The sequence below is a fragment of the Actinospica acidithermotolerans genome (assembly GCF_018139625.1).
GTDB lineage: Bacteria > Actinomycetota > Actinomycetes > Streptomycetales > Catenulisporaceae > Actinospica > Actinospica acidithermotolerans.
The window spans coordinates 18,569-41,907 of record NZ_JAGSOH010000036.1 but is presented as its reverse complement, the minus strand read 5'-3'; the positions used below and the strand labels follow the sequence as shown (position 1 = coordinate 41,907).

The 23,339-nt window shown below is 71.6% G+C and carries 19 protein-coding genes; 11 read left to right on the top strand and 8 right to left on the bottom strand.

What is annotated here, in order from left to right:
- Positions 1–29: 29 nt before the first annotated feature.
- The gene (locus KDK95_RS14515; RefSeq protein ID WP_249161266.1) at positions 30–656 is read right to left on the bottom strand and encodes a P-loop nucleotide/nucleoside kinase family protein; all 627 of its coding nucleotides are present in this window, start codon (positions 654–656) and stop codon (positions 30–32) included.
- A gap of 184 nt (positions 657–840) precedes the next feature.
- Here KDK95_RS14515 and KDK95_RS14510 point away from each other — a divergent pair, with 184 nt between their 5' ends.
- From KDK95_RS14510 to KDK95_RS14495, 4 genes are all read left to right on the top strand, one after another.
- A complete protein-coding gene (locus KDK95_RS14510; protein WP_212518672.1) occupies positions 841–1,191 on the top strand; it encodes a hypothetical protein in 351 nt (116 codons plus the stop codon).
- Positions 1,188–1,457 carry a WXG100-like domain-containing protein gene (locus tag KDK95_RS14505; RefSeq protein ID WP_212518671.1) on the top strand — a complete coding sequence of 90 codons (270 nt, stop codon included), beginning with the start codon at positions 1,188–1,190 and terminating at the stop codon, positions 1,455–1,457. The genes KDK95_RS14510 and KDK95_RS14505 overlap by 4 nt, the downstream gene beginning before the upstream one ends.
- A gap of 111 nt (positions 1,458–1,568) precedes the next feature.
- Positions 1,569–2,084: a mycothiol transferase gene (locus KDK95_RS14500; RefSeq protein WP_212518670.1), complete on the top strand. Its 516-nt coding sequence runs from the start codon at positions 1,569–1,571 to the stop codon at positions 2,082–2,084.
- Between the two features lie 49 nt (positions 2,085–2,133).
- Complete coding sequence (locus KDK95_RS14495) at positions 2,134–3,087, top strand: isopenicillin N synthase family dioxygenase (protein WP_212518669.1); 954 nt, start codon at positions 2,134–2,136, stop codon at positions 3,085–3,087.
- 123 nt (positions 3,088–3,210) lie between these two features.
- Here KDK95_RS14495 and KDK95_RS14490 read toward each other — a convergent pair whose 3' ends face one another.
- Positions 3,211–5,097 (bottom strand): glycoside hydrolase family 6 protein, encoded by a 1,887-nt coding sequence (locus KDK95_RS14490; protein ID WP_249161250.1) that lies wholly within the window; start codon positions 5,095–5,097, stop codon positions 3,211–3,213.
- A gap of 300 nt (positions 5,098–5,397) precedes the next feature.
- Between KDK95_RS14490 and KDK95_RS14480 the strand changes: the two genes are divergently transcribed.
- Both KDK95_RS14480 and KDK95_RS14475 read left to right on the top strand, forming a co-directional pair.
- The gene (locus KDK95_RS14480) at positions 5,398–6,969 is read left to right on the top strand and encodes a cellulose binding domain-containing protein (RefSeq protein WP_249161248.1); all 1,572 of its coding nucleotides are present in this window, start codon (positions 5,398–5,400) and stop codon (positions 6,967–6,969) included.
- A 50-nt stretch (positions 6,970–7,019) separates the two neighbouring features.
- On the top strand, positions 7,020–7,277 hold the full coding sequence (locus KDK95_RS14475) for a hypothetical protein (protein WP_212518668.1): 258 nt from the start codon (positions 7,020–7,022) through the stop codon (positions 7,275–7,277).
- A 272-nt stretch (positions 7,278–7,549) separates the two neighbouring features.
- Here KDK95_RS14475 and KDK95_RS14470 read toward each other — a convergent pair whose 3' ends face one another.
- Positions 7,550–8,575: a LacI family DNA-binding transcriptional regulator gene (locus KDK95_RS14470; RefSeq protein WP_212518667.1), complete on the bottom strand. Its 1,026-nt coding sequence runs from the start codon at positions 8,573–8,575 to the stop codon at positions 7,550–7,552.
- 106 nt (positions 8,576–8,681) lie between these two features.
- Positions 8,682–9,938, bottom strand: coding sequence for a PP2C family protein-serine/threonine phosphatase (locus KDK95_RS14465; RefSeq protein WP_212518666.1), 1,257 nt, complete (start codon positions 9,936–9,938; stop codon positions 8,682–8,684).
- Positions 9,939–10,083: 145 nt separating this feature from the next.
- Between KDK95_RS14465 and KDK95_RS14460 the strand changes: the two genes are divergently transcribed.
- On the top strand, positions 10,084–10,650 hold the full coding sequence (locus KDK95_RS14460; protein ID WP_212518665.1) for a dihydrofolate reductase family protein: 567 nt from the start codon (positions 10,084–10,086) through the stop codon (positions 10,648–10,650).
- 31 nt (positions 10,651–10,681) lie between these two features.
- Here the strand turns inward: KDK95_RS14460 and KDK95_RS14455 are convergent, their stop codons facing one another.
- Together KDK95_RS14455 and KDK95_RS14450 are read right to left on the bottom strand one after the other, a co-directional pair.
- Positions 10,682–13,888 (bottom strand): hypothetical protein, encoded by a 3,207-nt coding sequence (locus tag KDK95_RS14455; protein WP_212518664.1) that lies wholly within the window; start codon positions 13,886–13,888, stop codon positions 10,682–10,684.
- A gap of 4 nt (positions 13,889–13,892) precedes the next feature.
- Positions 13,893–15,872, bottom strand: coding sequence for a hypothetical protein (locus KDK95_RS14450; RefSeq protein ID WP_212518663.1), 1,980 nt, complete (start codon positions 15,870–15,872; stop codon positions 13,893–13,895).
- A gap of 192 nt (positions 15,873–16,064) precedes the next feature.
- Here KDK95_RS14450 and KDK95_RS14445 point away from each other — a divergent pair, with 192 nt between their 5' ends.
- Positions 16,065–18,710 (top strand): penicillin-binding transpeptidase domain-containing protein, encoded by a 2,646-nt coding sequence (locus KDK95_RS14445; protein WP_212518662.1) that lies wholly within the window; start codon positions 16,065–16,067, stop codon positions 18,708–18,710.
- 89 nt (positions 18,711–18,799) lie between these two features.
- Here KDK95_RS14445 and KDK95_RS14440 read toward each other — a convergent pair whose 3' ends face one another.
- Positions 18,800–19,654, bottom strand: a complete 855-nt coding sequence (locus KDK95_RS14440; protein ID WP_212518661.1) for a fumarylacetoacetate hydrolase family protein — start codon at positions 19,652–19,654, stop codon at positions 18,800–18,802.
- Positions 19,655–19,760: 106 nt separating this feature from the next.
- On the opposite strand from KDK95_RS14440, the gene KDK95_RS14435 reads away from it, so the two are divergent.
- Entirely contained in the window at positions 19,761–20,564 is an 804-nt protein-coding gene (locus KDK95_RS14435) for a TrmH family RNA methyltransferase (protein ID WP_212518660.1), read from the top strand.
- Positions 20,565–20,687: 123 nt separating this feature from the next.
- Positions 20,688–21,596 carry a DUF4436 family protein gene (locus KDK95_RS14430; RefSeq protein ID WP_212518659.1) on the top strand — a complete coding sequence of 303 codons (909 nt, stop codon included), beginning with the start codon at positions 20,688–20,690 and terminating at the stop codon, positions 21,594–21,596.
- On the opposite strand, the gene KDK95_RS14425 is transcribed toward KDK95_RS14430, so the two are convergent.
- Positions 21,562–22,143, bottom strand: a complete 582-nt coding sequence (locus KDK95_RS14425; protein WP_212518658.1) for a TetR/AcrR family transcriptional regulator — start codon at positions 22,141–22,143, stop codon at positions 21,562–21,564. The two genes, KDK95_RS14430 and KDK95_RS14425, sit on opposite strands and share 35 nt — an antisense overlap.
- Before the next feature lie 165 nt (positions 22,144–22,308).
- On the opposite strand from KDK95_RS14425, the gene KDK95_RS14420 reads away from it, so the two are divergent.
- Complete coding sequence (locus KDK95_RS14420) at positions 22,309–23,238, top strand: NADP-dependent oxidoreductase (protein WP_372463325.1); 930 nt, start codon at positions 22,309–22,311, stop codon at positions 23,236–23,238.
- Positions 23,239–23,339 lie beyond the last annotated feature (101 nt).

Below are 23,339 nucleotides of genomic sequence, written 5' to 3'. Positions count from 1 at the left end.
CGTCAAGGTAACCTGACGGTAGGAGATCGTCAAGAAGTCCTGACAGTCGCGAAGGCGGCGATCGCCTCGATCCCGGGTACGTAGCCGTTTGTGGTGTCTACCGCGATCACGGGCACATCCAGCGCAAGGCGTGTGAAGCCGGGTCCGAGCAGGCGGTACGCCTGGTGCTCGTCGTGCGCACGGCGCGTCGGCTCGCTTGCTGCGCGGCGCCTGATTCGGTCGCGGGCCACCGCCTCGTCGACGACGCACTGCACGATGCGCACGTCGGTGAACTCCATCAGCGGCGCTAGGCCTGGTCGCCAGACATGGTCCTGAAACGCGGCCTCGGCGACGGTCGTCACGCCCGCGTCCAGCAGCAGGCGCACTACGCCGAAGAAGGTCGGCAGCGTGCGCAGATTCAGATCGTCGCCCGCATTGCCGTCGGCCCCGGTCGCAGTCTCAGTCGCAGTAGCAGGCGCACTCGCACTTGCGGTCGGAGCAGTGGTCGGAGCAGTGGCAGGAGCAACTGCGGTAGATGTCAGGACCATGCCTTCCTTGATCTCGTCGCGGCAGATCGCCGGGCAGCCGATGTGCCGGGCCAGATGGTGCGCGAGGGTGGTCTTGCCGGAGCCGGGCGGCCCGCTCACCACGATCAGGGTCGGTCTTGGGGTCTCCATGATCTGCAACGTAACAGGGGACCTCCACGGGCACCGGCATAGGCGGCGCGCCTACTGAGGCGACCACTGGCGTCGTCACTGATCCGATCTGCGCCGACACGCCCGGGGCCGGTGACTTCGCCGCGTGATCACCCTCCCGGTCGCATAGCGTCACTGCGCTACCCGACCGGGAGGAGAGAGAACCATGACACACAGCGGATTCCAAGTCGCGCCGGCCGACTTCGCGGCGGCCGCGCCCCGCTTCGAGCACGCGGCCGACGACCTGTCCGCCGCCGTCGTTCGGACGGTGGACGTACTCGAGGGCCACGGCTCGTTCTGGGGACAGGATGAGGAGTTCGAGCACGAATACCGCGCGGACTGGAGTGCGGCGGTCGACCTCGCGACGGCGTGTGAGAAGGGGCTGCGCGCGGTGAGCGACCAGCTCGCGAACACATCGGTCTTGTACGTCCAGGCCGACGATGCGAGCGCGCAGAGCTTCGGCACACTGCACGACCGCCTTGCCGCGATCCTCGACCCGAACGGTGTGCGCCGATGAGCGCCGCGGAACGCGCGTACGCCTCGGCCGACGCGTGGCGGGCATTGGCGGAGGCCGCGAAGGACGCATGGGCCGGCACGGCGTCCACCGCGGACTCCCTCATCGCGAACAACAGCGGTGCGGCGATCGATGCGTTCGAGGAGCGTTGGCGCGAGGTGTCGTCGACGGCTTCGCCGCGCTCGCTGCCGCTGCTCGTCGACCGGTGCGTGAAGCTGGCGGAGACCTGCGAGAAGTACGCCGTACGCCTGGGCACGCCCGCGTGCTGAGTGCTGAGTGCTGAGTACTTAGTGCTCAGTGCCGAGTGCGGCGTAGAGCGGCTTTGTGGGTCGGCTTCGATAGCGTGGGGACCTGACGGACTACAGCAAGGGAGTGTGCTGATGACCACTGGAGCCGACCTTCTCGTGGACGCGTTCGGCCGTGTCCAGGAGGCCGTTCACGCGGCGGTGTCCGGCCTGACGGTCGAGGCGCTCAACGCGCGCCTCGACGCGGACGCGAACTCGATCGCCTGGCTGGTCTGGCATCTGACCCGCGTTCAGGACGACCACATCGCCGAGGTCGCCGATGTCGATCAGGTCTACCTGCGCGACGGCTTCGCCGAGCGGTTCTCGCTCCCGCTCGACCAGCGCGCGATCGGCTACGGCCACACCAGCGACGAGGTCGCCGCCGTCCGCGTCGAGGACCCGCAGCTGCTGCTCGACTACTACGACGCGGTGCACCGGCAGACCGTGAACTACGTCAAGGGCCTGACGGACACGGACTTCGACCGGATCGTGGACCGCTCCTGGGATCCGGCGGTGACCCTGGCCGTGCGCCTGGTCAGCGTCGTGAACGACACGATGATGCACGTGGGCCAGGCCCAGTTCGTCCGCGGCGTCCTCGACCGTCGGTCGTGATCGAAAACTCCTTGTTCTGGATGTCATCCCGTTGCCCTACCATGACGGGATGATTCCGCTCATTGATCTGAACCGGTGGCGCGACGGCGACCGGGCGGGCGTGGCCGCCGAGTGGGACGCGGCGCTCCAGGAGTCCGGCTTCCTGCTGGTCTCCGGGCACGGCGTGGGTGCCGGGCTGCGCGAGGCGGTGCGGGCGGCGGCGAAGCGGTTCTTCGCGCTGCCCGAGCAGGAGAAGGCGCCGTACGCGGCGCCGGTGAGCGGGCGCGGGTGGATCCCGATCGGCAAGGAGGCGAACGCCTTCTACGGCGTCGAGGCCGACGCGTCGCGGCCCGACCTCAAGGAGAGCTACACGCTCGGCCGCGACCACCGCACCGGGAACGCGGCGCTGGACGAGGCCTGGTTCACACCGAACGTCTGGCCCGCCGAGGTGCCCGAGCTGGCCACGCTGTGCGCCGAGTACGCGGACGCCGTCCGCGCGCTCAACGAGGAGCTGCTGCGGATCAGCGCGGTCTCGCTCGGACTGGAGGAGGACTGGTTCGTCGAGCGGAGCCGGAACTCGCCGCACACGTTCAACATCAACCGGTACCCGCCGCTGGCCGAGACCGGTGAGCCGCGCGAGGGGCAGTTCCGGGTCGGTCCGCACACGGACTGGGGGATGCTCACGATCCTCGACCGGCAGGTCGGCTACGGCGGGCTGCAGATCCTGGCGCGCTACGGCGAGTGGATCGACGCTCCCTACGTGCAGGACGCGTTCACCATCAACATCGGCGACCTGCTGGAGCGGTGGACCGGCCACCGCTGGCGCTCCACGCGGCACCGCGTTCTCCCGCCGCCGAGCGAGTCCCCGGCCGAGGAGCTGATCTCGCTGATCATGTTCATGGAGGCGGACTTCGACCTCGAGATCACCCCGCTGCCCGAGCCGATCAGCCGCCGCCGGGACTTCCCGCCGGTCCTCGCCGCGGACTTCTTCCTCGAGCGCTCCAACGCCGCGACGGTGGGCTGACCCGGTCGGCGACCGCGGAGGCGGTGCGGCCCTCGGGAATCAGGAGGGCCGCACCGCACGCGTCGGTCAGTTGGTCCTTGTCGCGCCGGCCGGTACTCAGAGCGCCGGCCGACCGGCAGATTCTTACAGCGCCGGGTAGGCGTTCGAGACGAGCATCTGGAACTCGTACGCGTACCACTGGCCCGCCGGGACGTCGTATCCCGGGATCGAACCCGTCGAGTACGTGCCGCCGTTGCCGTCGGTGTTGGTGCCGCTCGGGTCGCAGTGCGGATCGCCGTGGGTGTGCGTGCTGGTGGGGTAGTCGCCGTCCGACTCGCCGGGCGGCTTGATCCACACATATGCCTCGATCGGGCTGCTGGTGCCGAAGGGCTCGTCCGTCGGGCGCGCGCCGATGCCCGCGTTGTTCTGGTTGCACCAGTCGCCGCGGAACGGACGCTCGTCGATCTTGTTCGCGGCCACGTACGTGTCCGCGGTGGTCGGCGAGCTGTTGAGCGCGGTCGGCCGGCCCGGGCCGCCCCAGCCGTCGCGCGAGGTGTCGATCAGGAACTTGTCGCTCGCCGGGAACCCGGCCGCGACGAGCGTGTTGTACATGTCCGTGTCGTACGTCAGCTCGTCGAAGGTCGGGTTGTACTGGTAGAACGTCGCCGAGTCGACCGGCTGGCCGCCGACCGAGAGGGTCGGGTTGGTCAGGAACGGCTCCTGGACCGGCGTGTAGTTCGCCGTGTCGCTGATGAAGCCGTCGATGCTCGCGTAGCCGGCGGTCGTGCCGAGCACGACCTTCTGGTACACGGCCGGGGTGGCGCTCATGTTGCTCGGCCAGCCGAGCCACGCCGAGTGCGCGATGTCCAGGTAGTTGTACACGTTCGGGATCGCGTGCAGCTTGTTCAGCGCGTACGTGATACCCGACTCGTAGTACGGGGTGGCCGTGGCGCAGGCGGTCTTGCTCTGGTTGGTGACCGCGTTCGGGAGCGAGTCCGGCTCGATGATCGCGACGATCCGCAGGTTCTCGTACGCGGTGTTGTTCAGGATCGAGGCGATCGGGTCGATGTACTGCGACTCGTACTCGGTCAGTCCGGCTGCCGTCGCCGGGATCTCGCCGTTGGAGGCGAGGGCGGCGCAGTCGCGGCCTGGCAGGTCGTAGATGACCAGTTCGACGACCTTCGGGTTGGCGGCCGTCGCGGTGGCGGCGGCGTCGTTCAGCTCCGTCGTCAGGCTGGTGTGCGTGCTGTCGCCGGCGATCCGGCTGATCTGGTCCAGCCAGATCGCGGTCTGGTACTGCGCGACGGAGGCCTCGGCGGCGTTGTTGCCGTCCGCGGCGGCCTGCGCGTTCACCTCGGCGACGTAGTCAGGGTTCAGATACCGCGTGGCGCCGGTGAACGGGTCGGCGACGTGCGCCGGGTAGCCGCCCGTGCCGCCGGTGCCGGTGCCGGTGCCGGTCGCGGTGGCCGTCGGCGAGGCGCTGGTGGTGGTCGCCGTGGCCGAGGCCGAGGCGGTGGCCGTAGCGGAGGCCGAGGCGGTGGTGGGCGACGCGCTCGCGCTGCCCGTCGAACTCGACCCGCCGCAGGCGACGCCGTTGACGGCGAAGCCGGTGGGGATCGCGTCGCTGGTGGTCCAGGTGCCCTGGAAGCCGAAGTTCGTGCTCGATCCGGCCGCGATGTCGGCGTTGTAGGACGCCGCGACGGCGGTGACGTTCTCGCCGGACTGGGTCACCGTCGCGCTCCAGGCGTTGGTGACCTTCTGGTCGCCCGGGAACGTGAACGTGAGCGTCCAGCCGTTGATCGCCGAGCTGCCCGTGTTGCTGATCACCAGGTTCGCGACGAAACCGCCGGACCACTCGCTCTGGTTGGTGTAGCTCACCGAGCAGCCGAGGGACGCGGCCGAGGCCGAGTTCAGCAGCGCCGGCGTGAGCGTCGTCGCTGCGGCCAGGCTCACGGACGCGGAGATCGCGAGCCAGATCCGCCGCCGCGCCCGCGTTCGGGGCGGGGGAGCGGACGTAGGGGTGGGTTGCATGGAAACAGCCTTCTTCCTTAGGCGGTAGGAAGTGTGGGTGGTGCGTCGCCGCGCATTGCTGCACGCAACTCAGTAGGTAGGAAATCCGGTGGGTGTGTGTCCAGCGGGTAACGTCCGGTGCCCACCGACTCCTGCGCTCGGGGGCAGGTCAAAGCCCTGCGGCCGCCTCTCATGAAATGAAAGTAAGTGGCGGGCGGACACGTCTGCCTGCATCAGAGGGTTGCTCCGCCCCCGTTTCCTTCTCCTCACGGGGAGCCCCGCCTAGGTTGACCCGCACCCGCACACCTCAGGAGGATTCCCTTGATCTCCCCACCACCCCGCGTGCTCGCGGTCGCCGGAGCGCTCGCGCTCGCGTCGGCCGCGACGCTCGTCCCGGCGATGACGCTGAGCTCCGCCTCGGCCGCGTCGCTGGGCTGCTCGGTCGCGTACTCGACGCAGAGCCAGTGGTCCGGCGGTTTCGTCGCGAACCTGGTGATCAGCAACACGGGCAGCTCGGCGATCAACGGCTGGACGCTCACGTTCACGTTCCCGGGCGACCAGAAGGTCACCAACGCCTGGAGCGCGACGGTGACCCAGTCCGGCGAGAACGTCACCGCCGTCGCGGCGTCCTACAACGCCGACATCGCGGCCGGATCGAGCACGAACTTCGGCTTCCAGGGCACCTGGACCACCAGCGACGCGATCCCCACCGGCTTCGCCGTCAACGGCGTCGCCTGCGGCGCGAGCTCGTCCGGCAGCGCCAGCGCCTCACCGACCGCCACCGCGACGGCCACCGCCTCGGCCTCCGCGACGGCGACCACCACCAGCGCCTCACCCACCGCCACGGCGACCGGCACCGGCACCACCTCCTCCGTCGCGCCGCAATTGCACGTCTCGGGCAACAAGCTGGTGGACGCGAGCGGCAACACGTTCATCCCGCACGGCGTGGACCGCTCCGGCACCGAGTACGAGTGCGTACAGGGCTACGGCATCTTCGACGGCCCGAGCGACCAGGCGTCGATCACGGCCATGAAGAGCTGGGGCCCGGTCAACGCCGTGCGCGTGCCGCTGAACGAGGCCTGCTGGAACGGCGAGTCGTACGTGAACTCGGCCTACTCCGGCGCGACCTACCAGCAGGCGATCGTGAACTACGTCAACCTGCTGAACGCCAACGGGATCGTCGCGATCCTCGACCTGCACTGGACCGACGGCACGTACACCGGCAACTCCTCGGGCTGCTCGTCCGCCGAGGCGACCTGCCAGAAGCCGATGCCCGACGCGGCCGGGGCCATCCCGTTCTGGACGTCGGTCGCGCAGACGTTCAAGGGCAACGACGCGGTGATCTTCGACCTCTTCAACGAGCCCTACGCCTCGCGTGCCACCGGCGACACCACCACCGGCTGGAGCTGCTGGCTCAACGGCGGGACCTGCAACGGCATCGGCTACCAGGTCGCGGGCATGCAGTCGATGGTCAACGCCGTCCGCTCCACCGGCGCGAGCAACGTGCTGATGCTCGGCGGCGAGGAGTACTCGAACGACCTGACCGACTGGCTGGCGTACGAGCCCACCGACCCCGACGGCAACCTCGCGGCCTCGTGGCACTCGTACAACTTCAACACCTGCAGCAACTCGTCCTGCTGGACCTCCCAGGTCGCTCCGGTGATCGCGAAGGTGCCGGTCGTCCCGGGCGAGATCGGCGAGAACGACTGCGCCGGCTCGTACGTCGACTCGCTGACCAGCTGGCTGGAGAGCGAGAACACCGGGTTCCTCGCCTGGACCTGGGACGACTGGTCCGGCGGCTGCTCCAGCGGCCCGACCCTGATCACCGACTACACCGGCACCCCGACGAACTACGGCGCCGCGTACAAGGCGATCTTGGGGGCGCTGGGCTAGTCTGAAGGCCGGGGGATGATGCAGGTTTATCACCAGGGATTGATTCAAAGATGAAGAATCCGTTCAGGCATCACCAGGCGCACGGCGGGACGCTCGACGCCCCGGACGTGCCGGACACCCCGGCCGAACTGCTTGGGGAGGAGCACTGGCACCACATGCGGCAGGACGTCGATCCCGACTGCGTGCGCGACCCCGGCTCCGACCTGGAGGCCTCCTGGGAGCTCGAGGGCGCGGCGGCCGAGGAGGAGTTCCTCGAATCCGGGCGGGCCCCCGACCCGGACCGCAGGCAGCCCCCGCCCACCCGCTAGGCCGATCGGGCCCGGAAGCACTCACCCGAGCGCTTCCGGGCCCGACCCGTCCACGGGTCCGGCGGGTTTCCTGTCGGCTGCGCGGTCCATCGGTCCGGCGGGTTTCCTCTCGGCCTCGCCGTTTACGGATCCGGCGGGTTCCCGGCCCTGTCGGCTTGGGCCATCCGCCCGGTCCGGCGGTTCCCCTCGGCTTGGGCCGTCCGCCCGGTCCGGCGGGTTTCCCCTCTGCTTCGCGGTCCACGGGTCCGGCGGGTTCGCCTTCGCCTGCGCCGTCAGCCGGATGCGCGGACGATCAGCTCGGTCGCGAACACCGCGTGCCGGGGCTCCTGCTCCTTCGCCCGCTCCTCGCCGATCAGGTCGAGCAGTTCGTCCACCGCGCGTGCGCCGATCTCCTCGACCGGCTGGCGGACCGTGGTCAGCGGCGGGCTGGTGTGCCGCGCGAGCGGCGCGTCGTCGAAGCCGATGACGGCCACGTCGCCGGGCACCCGCCGGCCGGTGCGCCGCAACGCCCGCAGCACGCCGGTGGCCATCAGATCCGAGGTCGCGAACACGGCGTCGACGTCCGGGCGGCGGTCGAGCAGCCGGTAGACGGCGTGCTCGGCGGACGCGGCGGAGAAGTCGCCGTACGCCACCAGGTCGCCCCGGTCCGGGCCGTCGTCCGCCAGGGCCTTGCGATACCCGCGCAGCCGGTCGAGACCGACGGCCATGTCCGGCGGCCCCGCGATCGTCGCCACCGTCCGGCGTCCGGCCGAGAGCGCGTGCCGGACCGCCGCCTCCGCGCCGCCGATGTTGTCCGCGTCCACGTACGAGGCGGCGTCCGCGTCGCGCACGGGCCTGCCGACGTACACGACCGGCACGCCGAGCCCGCGCACGTCCACCGGCATCTGGCCGTGCAGGCTGACGAAGACGGCGCCGTCCACGTGGCCCTCGCGCAGGTAGCGCGCGCACCGCCGGCACTCGCCGGGCGAGTGCACGCTGAGCAGCACGAGCTGCACGTCCGTCGTGGCCAGCGCGCCGCCGACCCCGCGCATCAGCCGGGCGAAGAAGGGGTCGGTGAACATCCGCAGGCTGTCCTCGAAAACGACCAGCGCGATCGACCCGGCCTTGCGTCCCCCGGTGCGCGCCGCCCGGTTCCTGACGTATCCCAGTTCACTGATAGCGCGCTCCACCTGGCGCCGGGTTTCCGGCTTGACCTGGGCGGACCCGGTCAGCACCCGGGAGGCGGTGGCGGGGGAGACCCCGGCGAGCATGGCGACGTCCTCGAGCCGCGCGCGGGCAGGCGGGTGGGCAGCGGGCACTATGGCCTCCTTGGTTCCCTGCTTCCCCCTCGCCGGGTGGGTCCGGCTCGTAACAGGAATGTGGCACACCGGTCACACCCTGGCAAGAGTCCGGACACGGTACGTGTCAGAGCGGGTCGGGCGCAGGCCGGTTCGCCCCCGACGTGCGCGCCGCCGCGGGGAGCGCGGGGACGCGGCCGGGCAGCGGCAGGGCGGCGGCCTCGCGCCGCGCGGACGGGGCGTGCAGGATCGCCCGGCCCGGATCGCGGCGCAGCAGCAGCACCGCGCGATCGTCGCCGCCCTCGGGCGCCACCGACTTCACGAGGCGCTTGCCGGCCGTCGCCGAGAGCACCCACTCCTCCTCCAGCAGCCGCTGGGCCGCGGTGAGCAGCCGGTGCGTGCCGTCCTCCAGGCTCTGCCCGGGCCGCTCGATCAGGCCGTCCGTGAACAGCAGCAGCGCGTCGCCCGCCGCCAGTTCGCCCTCCGTCGGCAGGTACTGCTCGCCCGCCAGCAGCCCGAGCGCCGGGCCGCTGCCCGCGCTCAGCATCTCCCACCGCCGCTCCCCCTGCCGCCAGCGCGCGGCCGGGTGGTGGCCGGCGTTGTACACCTCGAACCGGCCCGTCTCCGGGTCCAGGCTCGCGTGGATCGCGGTGGCGAAGTTCTCCTCCCAGCCGCGCATCATCACGTAGTCGTTCGCGGCCTCCAGGAACCCGTCGGACGGCACGGCGTCGAGCAGCGCGCACAGCGCGCCCGACAGCTGCAGCGCACGTCCCGCCGCCCGGCTGCCCTTGCCAGAGACGTCGACCAGCGCCACGTGCACGCCCGGGAACTGCGGCGCGCACGAGATCAGGAAGTCGCCGGAGAAGCGCGCCCCGCCCGCCGGGACCAGCGCGTGCGTCGAGCTCCACCCGGGCAGCCCCTCGGCCGGCGCCGCCTCCGGCTGAAGCCGGTCCCGCAACTCCAGCAGCAGCGTCTCCGCCCGATGCCCGCGCAGCCCGAGCCGGATCCTCATCCGCGACGTGAACAGCACGGTCAGCGCCAGCAGCACGACCACGATCGCCGTTCCCACGGTGACGCCGCCGGGCTTGCGCACCGCCGCGTCCACGCCGAGCGCGGCGAGCACCGTCGCGAAGAGCGTCAGCTGCCGGCTCCGGCTCAGCAGAACGCCGCCGATCAGCACCGGGAACACCAGCGACGAGGGCGGATCCCACCGCGGCGCGGCGATCGATCCCCAGGTCAGCGCGGCCACTATCAGCACGAGCAGGCCCAGCACGGGCCGTCCGGCCCGCGCGTCCCCGTCGAGCAGCCGGTCGGTGAACCGGCCGAGCCGGCTCGCCGACCACCGCGCGACCAGGCGAGTGGTAACTCTCGGCATCCGTGGCATCACGCTAAGTATATGAATGGAAGATCGCTTCCCGCGATCCCCGCGGCCCCCGGCACGCGGGCCGGCGCCGGAAATCCCCCGGAGCGAGTAACCCGGCGGTAGGGTCGGCGCGACGCGCTACCGACAAGGGCACGGAGGTCAGATCATGCGGAAGCTGATTGCGACGGTTTTCAATTACTCGATCGACGGACTGCTCGCCGACGAGAACACCGAATTCTGGAATTTCTGTTTCAGCCTGCCTGAGAACAATCAGCCGGACGCCCCGTCGCAACTCGAATTCGTCCGGAACGCCGATGTGCACGTCATGGGCCGCGCTTCCTACGAAGCCATCAGCGAGGCCATGACGACGATCTCACCCGACCACCCGTTCGCGGACATCCTGACCGCCGGGCAGAAGGTCGTCTTCTCCCGGACGCTGAAGCGCGCCGACTGGGCCAACACCACCATCGCCGCTGGTGACACGGCGGAAGAGGTCGAGAAGATCAGGCAGGGCGGCGACGGCTACGTGATCGTGTGGGGAGGCGTCAGCATCTTTCGCTCCTTCCTGCAGTCCGACCTGATCGACGAACTCCATGTGAGCCTGTTCCCGTACGTCGCGGGCGAGGGCACCCGCCTGTTCGACGGCATTCCAAGGTCATATCAGCTCGAACTCATTTCATGCACGCCCTCGAACGGCGGAATCGTCGAGCTCAAATACCGAAGGAATCGCTAATCCGCCGGACCGGCCACGAACCCAGGGCCGCCTACGCCTCTGCGGCGACCGCCGCCTCCAGCTCGTGGACCGGATCAGGGGTCTGAGCACCCGCGCCCGCGCTCATGCCGCCGGTGAGCGCCTGCGCCTTCCCCGTCGCCCGCCGGGCCACGTCCTCGAACCCGGCCGCCGTCGCCAGGTCGGCGAGGGCGGCCCAGCGGGCGGCCGCACCCGCGGTGTCGCCGGAGCCGCGCTGGACGGCGACGAGCCACCCGGTGGCGGCCTCCAGGTCGGCGAGCAGCGGGCGGCGGCGGGGGTCGGCCGGATCGGCGGCGTGGATCAGCCGGGCGAGGGTGTCGGCCCCCTCCGCGGCCACGCGGAACGCCTCGGGAAGCAGTTCGGTGAGGATCTGCTCGTCGGCGGGCTCCGGGTCGAACAGCAGCTCGACGCGCAAGATCTTGGCGCGGGCCTGCCGGGCGACCATCGCGGGGTCGGCGACCGGCGCCGCCCGCTCGGGGACGGGCTCGCCGCGCGCGACGGCGTGCTGCGCGGAGCGCTCCTCCCGCTCGGCCAGGAGGGCGAGCTCCTTCTCGATGGCCGCACCGATGACGCCGACGGCTTCGTTGAGCATCGTCATGGCGGACTTCGGCGTCGTGGGGGCCAGCGACTCGGCCGAGTGCAGCAGCGAGGCGAAGTGCGGCTCCCAGGCGCCGAGCGTGTCCGCGAGGTAGATCGCCTGGCTGTAATCGTCGAAGGCCTGCTGGCTGTCGCCGAGGAACTGGAAGGCGCGGCCGATGTCGTGCCAGATCCACGCCACCGTGACGCGGTTCCACTCCGGCAGCTTCGCGAGCAGGTCCCCGATGAGCGCGTCGGCCTCGTCGCAGCGCTCGAGCAGGCGCAGGCAGACGAACTTGCCCGCCACGGCCCGGCGCAGCACCCGGCGCGCGTCGCGGCTGGACCAGCCGTCCACGCCGGTCGCCGCGCCGCCGGCCTCTCCGGCCCCGCCCGGCCCGTCGCCGGCGAGCTCGCGGATCACGGGTTCGTAGACGGCCAGGGCCACGTCGTAGCGCCCGGCGCGCACGTGCACGTCGCCGATCAGCGCACGCGCGGCGGCGGCGCCCTCATCGTCGTCGGCGGCCAGCATCCCGGCGGCCTCTCGGGCCGCGGCGAGCAGCTCCTCGTCGCGATCGGTGTCGGCGCCCAACTGCTCGCGGATCGCCTGCGCCTGGAGCAGCCGGAACCTGCCGACGTTCTTGGCGTTGAGGCCCGCGTTCAGCCGGATCGCCTCGACCGCGGCGAGTTCGGCGTCCTCGAACAGGTCCGCGTCCAGCAGGTTCTCGCCGCGCCGCGCCTCGCGCTCGGCCTGCTCGAAGAACATCAGCGCGTCGCGGTACGCGTCCCGGGACTTGGCGTACCAGAAGTCGACCTTCTGCGTCGCCGAGCGCACGAACTCGTGCTCCAGGCCGTAGCGCGCGTACAGGCGGCTCATCTGCTGCCGGTAGAAGCCCCACGCGTCGAGCAGCGTCGCCCACGGCGCGTGCGCCACGCACTTGTCGAGGTAGAGCTCGTTGGCCGCGCTGAACTTCGCGTTCGTCTCGGTGTTGTCCATGATCTGGTTCGGGTCCGCGCCGAACGCCATGATCTCGGTCGTCGAGTTCAGCCGGAAGTCCTCGACGAGGATCCGCAGCAGCTCGCCGTCCTCCATCCGGCCCGCCGCGTGCTCCGCCCGGGCGTGCGCGACCACGGCGTCCCGCTCGGCGAACGCGGCCGCCCGGTCCCCGGTCAGGAACGCGCACATGGACGCCAGCACGCGGCTGTACATGCCCTGGGCCGGCCGCCCGGCCTGCTCCCACAGCTCGGCGGCGCGCAGCCACATCGTCCGGGCTGACGCGTAATCCCCGTCCCTGACCAGCACGTTCGCGCGGTATCCGGCCAGCCGGGCCTGGTCGGCCGGCGAGCGCGGCGTGCCGAGCGCGGCGACGCTGGCCCACGCACCCTCCGAGTGCGGGTGGTCCAGGAAGTCGAGCACCCGCGCCTCGGCGAGCAGCGCGTCCTGCGCCGACCAGCCCTTGGGCAGGTCCTCGAGGTTCGGCGGCGCGGCCCACGGCGCGGGCACCGGAGGCAGCACGGAGTCCCAGAACGGGTCGTTCTCCTCCTCTTCCGGCAGGTCGATCTTGTCCAGGATGCTCTCCCGGAACGGCTCGAGCTGCTCCTCCAGCTCCTTGCGCGCCTCCGGGCTCGCGGCCGCGGCGACGTACGCGCCGAGCCCGGCGTCCAGCCGGTCGCGCAGCCGGGCGACGGTGGTCTCGCCGCGGTCGGCCAGCGTGACCGGCAGCAGGCCGTGCCCGCGCGCCACGAGCAGGTGCAGGAACTGCAGGACACGGCCCTGATACCAGAACACGTCGTCGTCCATCGGCGCGTCGAGCACCTCGACGTGGTCGTGGATGATGCGCAGCATCGCCACGACGTCCCGCGCCTTCTCCGCGTAGATCATGTGCAGGTCCAGGCAGCGCCACTGCTTCGTGTCGCGGCGGACGAGCGGGTAGCCGAGGCGGTGGTTGAGCCGCGCTTGCGCGTACCGGCCGAGCCGCGTGGCCAGGTGCGTCAGCTCCGCGTGCGCCTCGGCCCGGTGGTCCTCGGCGCAGCGCTGGTCGGCCAGGTCCAGGACCGAGCGCCACAGCTCGGCCGCGCGTTCGAGGTCCTGGCCGCCGGTCTGGTACCACTGGGCCGCGATCATCGGCCCGTTCGCGTCGCAGCGGGCGCCGTAGTCGCCGGGCTCCTCGACCAGCAGCTCGACCTGCTCGGTCGCCAGGTCGTTCTCGCCGCGCCGCCGGTGGTAGAAGAAGCGGGACCGGTAGACGGCGCGCAGGCTGTAGCCGTACTTCCGGTAGAACGCCTCCATCACGTTGAACCGGACCAGCACCTCGCGGTCCGGCACGTCCGGGTCCGCGGCCAGTGCGCTGAGCGTCGGGCCGAAGGTCGTGCGCAGGTTGAAGCGCACGTACGGGTCGATGTCGTCCTCGTCCGCGAGGAACCGCTCCCACGCCTTGTCGAAGAACTCGATCATGCGGGGCTGGTCGCCGGTCTCCATGTAGTCGTCGGAGATCCAGACCAGCACCTTGACGTGGAACGACGGGTCGCCGGCGGTCTCCGCGGCCGCGAGCAGGGCGTGGTGGCCGGCGATCCGCTCGGGCCCGTAGGGCAGCTCGTCGAGCTCGTCGAAGCGCTCCTTGAGCACCTCGAGCCGCGTCGTCGACATCACCTCACGCCCTCCCGTCGCCCGGTTCGAACCCGTCGATCCGGACCGTCAGATCCTTGACGATCTCGGCGAAGCCCTCGCCGCCCGCCGCCTCCAGCTCCCGCGCCAGCGCCCGCAGCCGCTCGACGGCCGAGCGCGGCGAGCCCGAGCGGGCCGCCTCCAGCTCGCCGAGCAGCAGCGCCGCGTCGGCCAGCCGCCGGTGGAGCCCGAACGGCCGCGAGCCGTCCTGAGCGAACCGGAGCTCCATGCCCTGGCGCAGCCCGGCGTACGCGGCGGCCGCGTCCTGCAACGCGTGCCGCTGCCGGTCGCGGGTGAGCTCGGCGCGCTGCAGGTGCGTCTCGGCCAGCTCGATCCGCAGCTCGCCGCGGTTCGGCTCAGGCTCGTCGTTCAGCCGCAGGACCAGCGCCGAGCCGGCCAGGTCCATCAGCTCGACCGCCCGCCGCCGGTCGCCGCCCTCGATCAGCCAGGCCGCCGAGCGCAGGCAGCGCACCCGGGTGCGCAGCCGGTCCGGATCACCCTCGGCCAGGTCGGCGGCCCGCAGGAACGCCTCGTACGCCGGCTGCTCCTGATCGCAGTCCCGCAGCGTGTAGGCGGTGTTGACGGTGACCTCGAAGCGGCCTTCGCCGTCCTCCCACGCCGCGATCCGGCGGCCGAGCCGGTCGAGCACGGCGAGGCCCTCCGCCTCCTCGCCGGACTGCAGCAGCGCACGCGCGTACTGGAGCGAGTGGTTGGCCAGCTCGCGGCCCTGGCTGTGCGGATGCCAGTACTCGTCGTCATCGAGCTCTGCGAACGAGCGCTGGTAGAGGGCGACCGCGCCGCTGCGCCGCCCGACGTACGCCAGCGCGTCGGCGCCCTGCAGGCGGGCCATCGCCGCCTCGGCGTTCCGGTCCTCCGCCGCGTACATGCTCGCCGACTCGAGGGCGGGCAGGATCGCCTCCGCCTCCCGGCCGTCCAGCTCCCACAGCGCGTTCGCCAAGGTCAGCGCCGCCGCGCCGCGCAGCCGGGTGTCCACGCAGTCCATCACCGCGGCCCGCGCGTACCGCACCGCCGCGGCCTTGTCGCCCTCGGCGCCGACCAGCCGGGAGAGGTTCATCTCCGCGCGCGCCGCGTACCACGGCGCCTTGGCCGCCACCGAGCGGTCGATCACCTGGCGCAGCGCCGGGCCGACCTCCTCCATCTCGCCGGCCTGGTAGAGCATGTCGGTCAGCGCGTACAGGTCCTCCATGCCGGGGACCTCGAGGTGCGCGGCGGCCGGCTCGGCGTACGGAGGCGGCTCGTGCGACGGCTCGCGGATGGTGCTGCGCGTCGCCAGGTCGAACGGGGCCAGCGAGTGCTGCCGCAGCCGGCGCATCCGCAGCCGCGCAGCGTAGTGCGGCTCGCGCCCGGCCTCCAGCTCGGCGCGCCCGATGCGCGCGGCCAGCGAATCCAGCTCGGCGTCCACGAAGCCGCGCAGCACGCCCACGGTCAGCTCCTCGCCGGTCGGCATGTGCGCGCCCGGCGAGGGCGGCATCGGCACCGGCAGCTCCGCGTGCCCGAGCGCGACGAGCCGGGCCAGCAGCACGCTCGCGCCGGTCAGGAACTCGGCCTGCGCGGCGTGGCCCGGCGCGGGCTCGGTGAGCCAGTCGGCGTGCTCGGCGAGCAGTTCGAGGCCGCGGTGCTCGGGGCCGGCCAGCGCGCAGAACTCCAGGTGCTCGCCGATCGCGGCGCGGAACCTGGGCTTGCGGCGCGCGATGCGGTAGCCGTGGCGGTGGTAGTGGATCGCGTCGTCGAGCCGGTCCTGGCGCACGAGCACCATCAGCGCGGAACCGTAGACGCCGTGCGGCTGGTGGTCGCAGACCAGGTCCCCGGCGAGGACCGGCTCCCAGAGCTCCAGCGCCTGCTCGTCGTGCCGCTGCGCCGCCGCCTCCGCGCCCTCGGCGTGCCGGGCGCACGCCGTGCAGCCCGGGTCCCGGCCCATCTGGGCGCCGAGCCAGCTCTCGAACACGCGCCTGTCCCTCCCGCCTCTTCCACCCCTCCGGTAGGCCGCACCGGAGCCACGGCGGACCAAACTACCGCACGCCGGCCCACAGATCGTTTTCCCGTCCAGCGGGCAACTGGACACGATCCCCCGAGCGTCCAATAGAGTCGGATGAGGTACTCGGATCAATCGCGAGACGGACGAGGCGGTACGGGAGAGATGGCGGACGCACCGGTCGACGGCCGGGACCCCGGGACCGGGGAGCAGCCGGAGGCCGCGGCCGAGGAGCAGGCCGAGCGGAAGACGGACGCGGCCGCGGCCGCGTCCGAGCCCGCGACCGCGCGGCGGGAGCCGGAGGGCGGGCCCGAGGGGGCGCGGGGCGAGGACGCCGAGGAGCCGGCGGACGACGCGGAGGAGGTGCAGCCCCCGGCGACGGAGTCGGTCAGGGGATCCTTCGACGCGTTCGCGCCCAAGGCCAAGCCCGTGCCGATCCCGGTCTCCGAGGCCCCCGAGGTCGAGCCCGAGGACGAAGACGGGGACGGGGACGGGGATGACGACGGCGAGCGGCCGGCCGCCGAATCCGACGCGCCGGAGCCCGACGACGATCCCGAGGACGAGGAGGACAGCCTGCGCACCCAGGTCGTCTCGGTCCCCGTCGACGGCGAGGACGGAGACGGCGAGGACGGGGACGGCGGGCCGGACGGGTCCGAGGACTCCGCCGCCGAGGCCCGGGCCGGCTCCCTGGACGAGGACGGCGAGGACGGCCCGGTGCCGCCCGCGCCGCCGGCCACCGAGGTCGAAGAGACGACGCTGATACCGAAGGTCACCGAGCCGCGCGCGGGCGAGACGACCGTCCTGCCGCCGGTCTCGGCCCCGACCCCGGGCATGCGGCACCGTCCGTACACCTCCGCCCCCGCGGGCTACGGCGGCGGCCGCTCGGCGAGCGCGTCCTGGAGCAGCCCGGAGCAGGCGCCGGCCGATCCGACCGTGCCCGGCCAGGCCGACGCCCAGCAGACGCGGGTGCAGCCCGCCGTGTCCGGCGCCGACGCGCAGGAGACGCGGGTCCAGCCGTCCGTGCTGGGCGTGGCCCCGCAGACCGGCACCGCGCGCGGATACCGGCCGCCGGAGTTCCACAAGGTGGACCCCGGCCGCTCCCAGCTGCCGCCGCCGCAGAACTTCAAGCTGGACCGGCGCGAGCTCGAGCAGGACGGCGAGGTCTCCCACCGGAGGCTGGGGCGCCGCGCCCTGATCGCGGGCGGCGGCATCGCGGTCGCCGCGGTCGCCGGGATGACCGCCGCGGGCGTTATCAAGCTGCCCGGCACGACGCCGAAGGTGCCGACCGTCGGCTTCGCCCCGGCCACCGACTCCGGCGCCTCCTCCGCGACGCAGACCGGCACCGCGTTCCTGACGGCGTGGCAGAACGGCGAGCTGGAGACGGCCGCGAACATCACCGACAATCCGACCGAGTCGCTGGCCGCGCTCAAGTGGTACAAGGAGAACCTCGGCGTCGTCGGCCTGGTGCTCAACCCGAACGCGGCCAACAGCGTCGGCTGGATGACCTTCGCGATCACCACCCAGGCCGGTTCGCCGATGGGCCAGTGGCAGTACCAGAGCGGCTTCGCGACCTATTCGAAGCAGATCGACGGCTACACCCGCTGGTTCGTGCAGTGGACGCCGGAGATCCTCTACGCCTCGCTCAAGTCCGGCTACCAGCTGAAGATCAAGAAGACCCCGGCCTCGGTCAAGGGCGTGGCGGACCGCAACGGCACGCTGATCGACACCACGGCGCACCCGAGCCTCGCCAGCCTGGTCAACGTCCTGATCAGCAAGGCGACGGTGACCGGCGCGACCGACGGCCAGCAGATCATCATGGTCAACGCCAAGGGCGAGCAGGTCGCGACGGTCGCCACGCTGACCGACCCGATCAACAACGGCACCGTCGCCAGCACGCTCGACATGAAGGTGCAGTCGGCCGCCGAGTCCGCGGTCACCTTCAAGGCCAGCAGCGCGATGGTGGTCATCCAGCCGTCCACCGGACACATCCTGGCGATCGCGAACAACACGACCAGCCAGTACTACGACAACGCGCTGCTGGCGCGGGTCGCGCCCGGATCGACGTTCAAGATCATCACCTCGACGGCGCTGCTGAACGCGGGCGTGGTCACCACGAGCACGGACGCGCCGTGCCCGACCACGCTGACCATCGAGAGCGTCGTGCTGCACAACTCCGAGGGCGAGGGCGGCGACTACACGTACGCCGAGGACTTCGCACGGTCCTGCAACAACGCGTTCTCGAACTTCTACAGCGACTCCAAGGTGACGCAGAACCTTCTGTCCGACACGGCCAAGAACTACTTCGGCCTGAATCAGAAGTGGGACATCGGCGTCGGCGAGTCCGCGCAGTACATGAACGTGCCGACCAACCTGAGCGGCGCGGGGCTCGCGGAGTCGCTGGTCGGCCAGGCGGACGTGGTCGCCTGCCCGCTGGCGATGTGCTCGGTGGCCGCGACGGTGATGACCGGCACGTTCAAGCAGCCGATCGTCGTGCCGAAGCAGACGCAGATCACCGCCACGGCGCTGCCCTCGCACACGCAGTCCGCGCTCAGGACGATGATGTCCGAGGTCATCTCGGAGAGCTACGGGACGGCGGCGGGCGTCGGCTTCCCGAACAACGGCCACTTCTTCGGCAAGACCGGAACCGCCGAAGTCGGCAGCGGCGCCAACCTGTACAACAACAGCTGGTTCGTCGTGTTCGACGACCAGCACGACATCGCGATGTGCGCGCTGAGCATCAAGGGCGGCTACGGCGCCTCGACGGCCGCGCCGGAGTGCCTGACGGTGTTCAAGAAGCTCGGCTACGCCTAAGCGCTCCACGACACGTCAGGACACGTCAGGACACGTCAGAGGGGCCCGCGACGCCGCGGGCCCCTCTGACGTGTCCTGACGTGACCCGCCTAGGCGGCCGTGAACTCCTGGCGGGCCGCGCCGAGCCCGTCGATCTCCAGCTCGACCACGTCGCCGGCGCGCAGGTACGGCTTGTCCGGCCGGCCCAGCGCGACGCCCGCCGGGGTGCCGGTGTTGATCACGTCGCCCGGCTCCAGCAGCATGTACTGGCTCAGATACCAGACCACGTACCCGACGTCGAAGATCAGGTTCGCGGTGTTGCCGTCCTGGCGCCGCTCGCCGTTGACGGACAGCCGCAGGCCCAGCCCGCCCGGGTCGCCTGCCTCGTCCGGGGTGACCAGCCAGGGCCCGAGCGGGTTGAAGGTCTCGCAGCTCTTGCCGAGGTCCCACTGGTTCGAGTACTCGGTCTGGAACTCGCGCTCGGAGACGTCGTTGCTGATCGCGTACCCGGCCACGTGCCCGAGCACGGCCTGCGGGCTCTCCAGGTAGCGCGCCTCGCGGCCGATCACGATCGCGAGCTCGACCTCGTAGTCCGTCTTCGTCGACCCGCGCGGGATCAGCACCGCGTCGTTCGGCCCCACGACGGTGTACGACGCCTTCAGGAACACGACCGGCCGCTCCGGGATCTTCGCCCCGGTCTCCTCGGCATGGTCGCGGTAGTTCAGGCCGATGCACACGACCTTCCCCGGCCGGGTCACCGGCGCCCCGATCCGCAGCTCCCCGGCGTTCGGGATCTCCGGCAGCGTCCCGGCTTCGAGGGCGGCGCGGACCCGGTCGACGCCGTCCCCGGCCAGGAAGGCCCCGTCCACGTCCGCGGTCAGCTCGGAGATGTCCAGGATCCGGCCGTCGTCAGCGCGGACCGCGGGAATCTCCCGGCCCGGCGCACCCACTCGCAGCAGTTTCATGCCGCGAGCCTAGGGGGGCGGCGGCGCACCGTGCAAGAAATTCATCGGATGTCTTGCGTCTCGGCGGGGCGGCCGGGCAGGTGAGCGGAGCGGATACCCTCGTGGGGTGCCCGAGCTGATCCGCATCACCGACCCCGCCGACCCGCGCCTGGCCGACTACGTCGGACTGACCGACATGGAGCTGCGCAAGCGGACCGAGCCCGAGTCGGGCCTGTTCATCGCCGAGGGGGAGAAGGTGATCCAGCGCGCGGTGGCCGCCGGGCACCCGATGCGATCGATGCTGCTCTCGGACAAGTGGCTCCCGCTGATGACCCCGGTCCTCGAGGAGACCGGCGCTACGGCGTACGTCGGCTCGCCCCGACTGCTGGAGGAGGTGACCGGCTTCCACGTGCACCGCGGCGCGCTGGCCGCGATGCAGCGCAAGCCGCTGCCGGAACCGGCCGCCGTGCTCGACGGCGCGCGGCGCATCGTCGTGCTCGAAGGGGTCAACAACCACACCAACGTCGGCGCGATCTTCCGCGGCGCCGCGGCCCTCGGCATGGACGGCGTGCTGCTGGCCCCCGACTGCGCGGACCCGCTCTACCGCCGGTCCGTGCGCGTCTCGATGGGCACGGTGTTCGCGATCCCGTGGACGAAGCTCGAGCCCTGGCCCCAGGCGCTCGACCTGCTCGCCGAGCACGGCTACCGCCGCATCGCCCTCACCCCCGCACCCGACGCCGTGGACCTGCGCGAGCTGCGTCTCGCGAAGACCGAGAAGGCGGCGCTCTTCCTCGGCTCCGAGGGCGAGGGCCTCAGTCCTCGCGCCTTCGCGGCCTGCGACCTGAAGGTCCGCATCCCGATGGCCGCCGGAGTCGACTCCCTCAACGTCGCCGCCGCGGCCGCCGTCGCCTGCTACGCGCTCGCCGACTGACGCTCCGTTCGATCGACGGCCCGTTCAGCTGACGCTCCGTTCGGCTGGTCGACGCGCGCCGTCGGCTCGTCCGTTCGACGCTCAGCGGGTGCGGGAACGAGCCTGCGCGGCCAGAGTTGATCCATGCGGAGCGGCTCAGGCGAACTGAGGGGCGTCCGGGCCGTCGGCGACCGGCTCTACCGGCGTCGCCGCCTCGTGCTCGGGATCGCCGCCGCGCTGCTCGTGCCGGTGCTGTGCGGCGGTGGAATCCTGATGTACCTCTCCGAGCGCAACGCGAAGAGCGTCGGCGCGGTCGTCGGCGAGCCGTCCCAGCCCAACCGTATCGAGCTGTACGTGACCGCGCAGGGGGTCGACGCAGCCCAGCAGCGGCTTCTGCTGCGCGTCGAGATCATCCCGCACGGCACGCTCGCCGCCGCCGGCCTCGATGCCCCCGCGAAGTACCTGTCGCTGTTCACCAGTTCGGCGACGAAGGCCCAGATCGACTTCCCGGCCGGGCACCCCGCTTCCGCCCAGGACCTCGACGTCAGCATGTACGACGGCACCGTCTCTGACTACCCGTTCGACGGATACGACGCGCAGGTCGCGTTCGCCGCGACGATGGACGGCCAGAGCGTGCCGATCGAGATGACCTTCGGCGAGATCGATCCCGTCTTCCACATCGCCGTCGTCGACAGCAAGTACGAGAACTCGGCCGCCGATCTGACCGTGCACGTCTCCCGCTCGCAGGGCACGCAGCTGTTCGCCGGCTTCCTGATGGTGGTGATGTGGGCGCTGGCGCTGTCCGTCCTCGCCGGGGCCTGGATCCTCGTGACGCGGCGCCGCGGCCTCGACTGGACCGCCCTCGGCTGGATGGCCGCGACGCTCTTCGCCCTGGCCGGGATGCGCAACACCGCCCCCGGCACCCCGCCGATCGGCTGCATCCTCGACTATGCGGCGTTCTTCTGGGCCGAGTTGCTGACCGCGGTCGCCGTGGTGATGGCCTGCGCGCTGGGCGCGGTCATCGAGCGTCGGCGCGAGCCAGGGGAGTGGTGAGTTCGCAGAGATCCGCGGCCGCGGCGCTCAGCAGCTCGTCGATGTCCTGGTCCGGGTCGGCGAACCAGAGCGCTGCGGCGTGCGAGTAGACGGCCATGCCGATCCGCGCGGTCAGCGAGGCGGTGGGCGCGGGCGTACCCCGTTCGCGGAGGGCCGCGGCCAGTGCCTCGGTGAGGAGCACGGTCTTCGCCTGCTGACGCTCGCGCAGCTGCGGGTTGGCGGCGATGATGCGGCGCAGCGGCTCGGAAAGATGCCGGTTGCCGGCGATGAACGGCAGCGTGGACCGGAACGCCCAGAGCAGCGCGGGCAGCGGCGCGAGGTCCCGCGGAGAGTCCGCCACACCCGCCGTCAGCTTGTCGCGTAAAACGCTTTCGCCATCGAAGAGGACCTCCCGCTTGTCGGCGAAGTGCCGGTAGAAGGTGCGCTCGGTGACGCCCGCGCGGGCCGCGATCTCGGCGGTGGTCACCTGGTCGAAGCCGTGCTGCTCGTACAGCTCGAGGGCTGCTTGCTGGAGGCGCAGGCGCGCCGGTCCTCCATCGCGGGGCATCTGACCAGTATAGACGCGTAGCGACAGTATCTGACGCCATAAAGCGACGCCGTAGCGACAGTCTCTGACGCTACGTGCTAGCCTGGCTGCCGTAGCGACAGTCACTGTCGCTAACTCTGCCCCTACCCGTCATCCCTTCAGGAATTCAAGGAGGCCGCCATGGCCATGAACGCGATCCGTTTCCACGACTACGGGGCGCCGGCCGACGTGCTGCGGATGGAGCAGGTCGAGATCCTCGAACCCGCTCCCCGCCGGATCCGGGTGAAGGTGCACGCCTGCGGGCTGAACCCGGCCGACTGGGCCCTGTGCCGCGGGCTGTTCCCGGGCTCGCTGCCGCGCGGCGTCGGGCTGGAGGTCTCCGGCACGGTCGACGCCGTCGGAGAGGGCGTGACCGACGTTGCCGTGGGAGACCCCGTGCTCGGCGCCGCCGACTACGCCGCAGGCCACAGCGCCGGCGCGGCCGACTACGCGATGCTGAACCACTGGGCCCCCATGCCCGCCGATCTCGACCCGATCCAGGCCGCGGCGCTGCCGATGGCGGTCGAGACCGCAACGCGTGGCCTTGCGGGGCTCGGCGTCGAAGCCGGACAGACGCTCCTGGTGCACGGCGCCGGAACGATGATCGGATTCGGCGCGGTCCAGATCGGCCTGCTCCACGGCGCGACGGTGTTCGCGACCGCGGGTGAGACATACGCCGAGCGCCTGCGCGCGCTCGGCGCGACTGTGACGTCGTACGGCGACGGAATGGTCGAGCGGGTGCTCGAGGCGGCCGGCGGACCGGTCGACCGGATCCTCGACACCGCTCCGCCGAGCGGCGTGCTGCCCGATCTCGTCCGGATCGCCGCGGGGGAGGCGCGCCGCGTCTTCACCCTCACCGACTTCGCCTCCGCCGGCCCGCTCGGCGTGCGCAGCGCCTTCGACGCGGACCAGCCGAAGGCGCCGGGCTACGAGGTCCTCGGCGAGTACGCGCAGCTCGCGGCCGCCGGGAAGTTCACCATCCCGATCGCGCGCACCTTCCCGCTCGCGGATTGGCGCACCGCGCTGGAGATCAGCGAAAGCGGGCACGCCAGGGGCAAGCTCGTACTGCTGCCCTGACGTGCCCTCAGCCGTCGGTGGCGGCAGTCACCGCCAGCGGCGGCCCGAGATCAGGTCCCTACCGCGGCCAGCCGTTCGGCGCGCATCCTGACGTGCCCTCA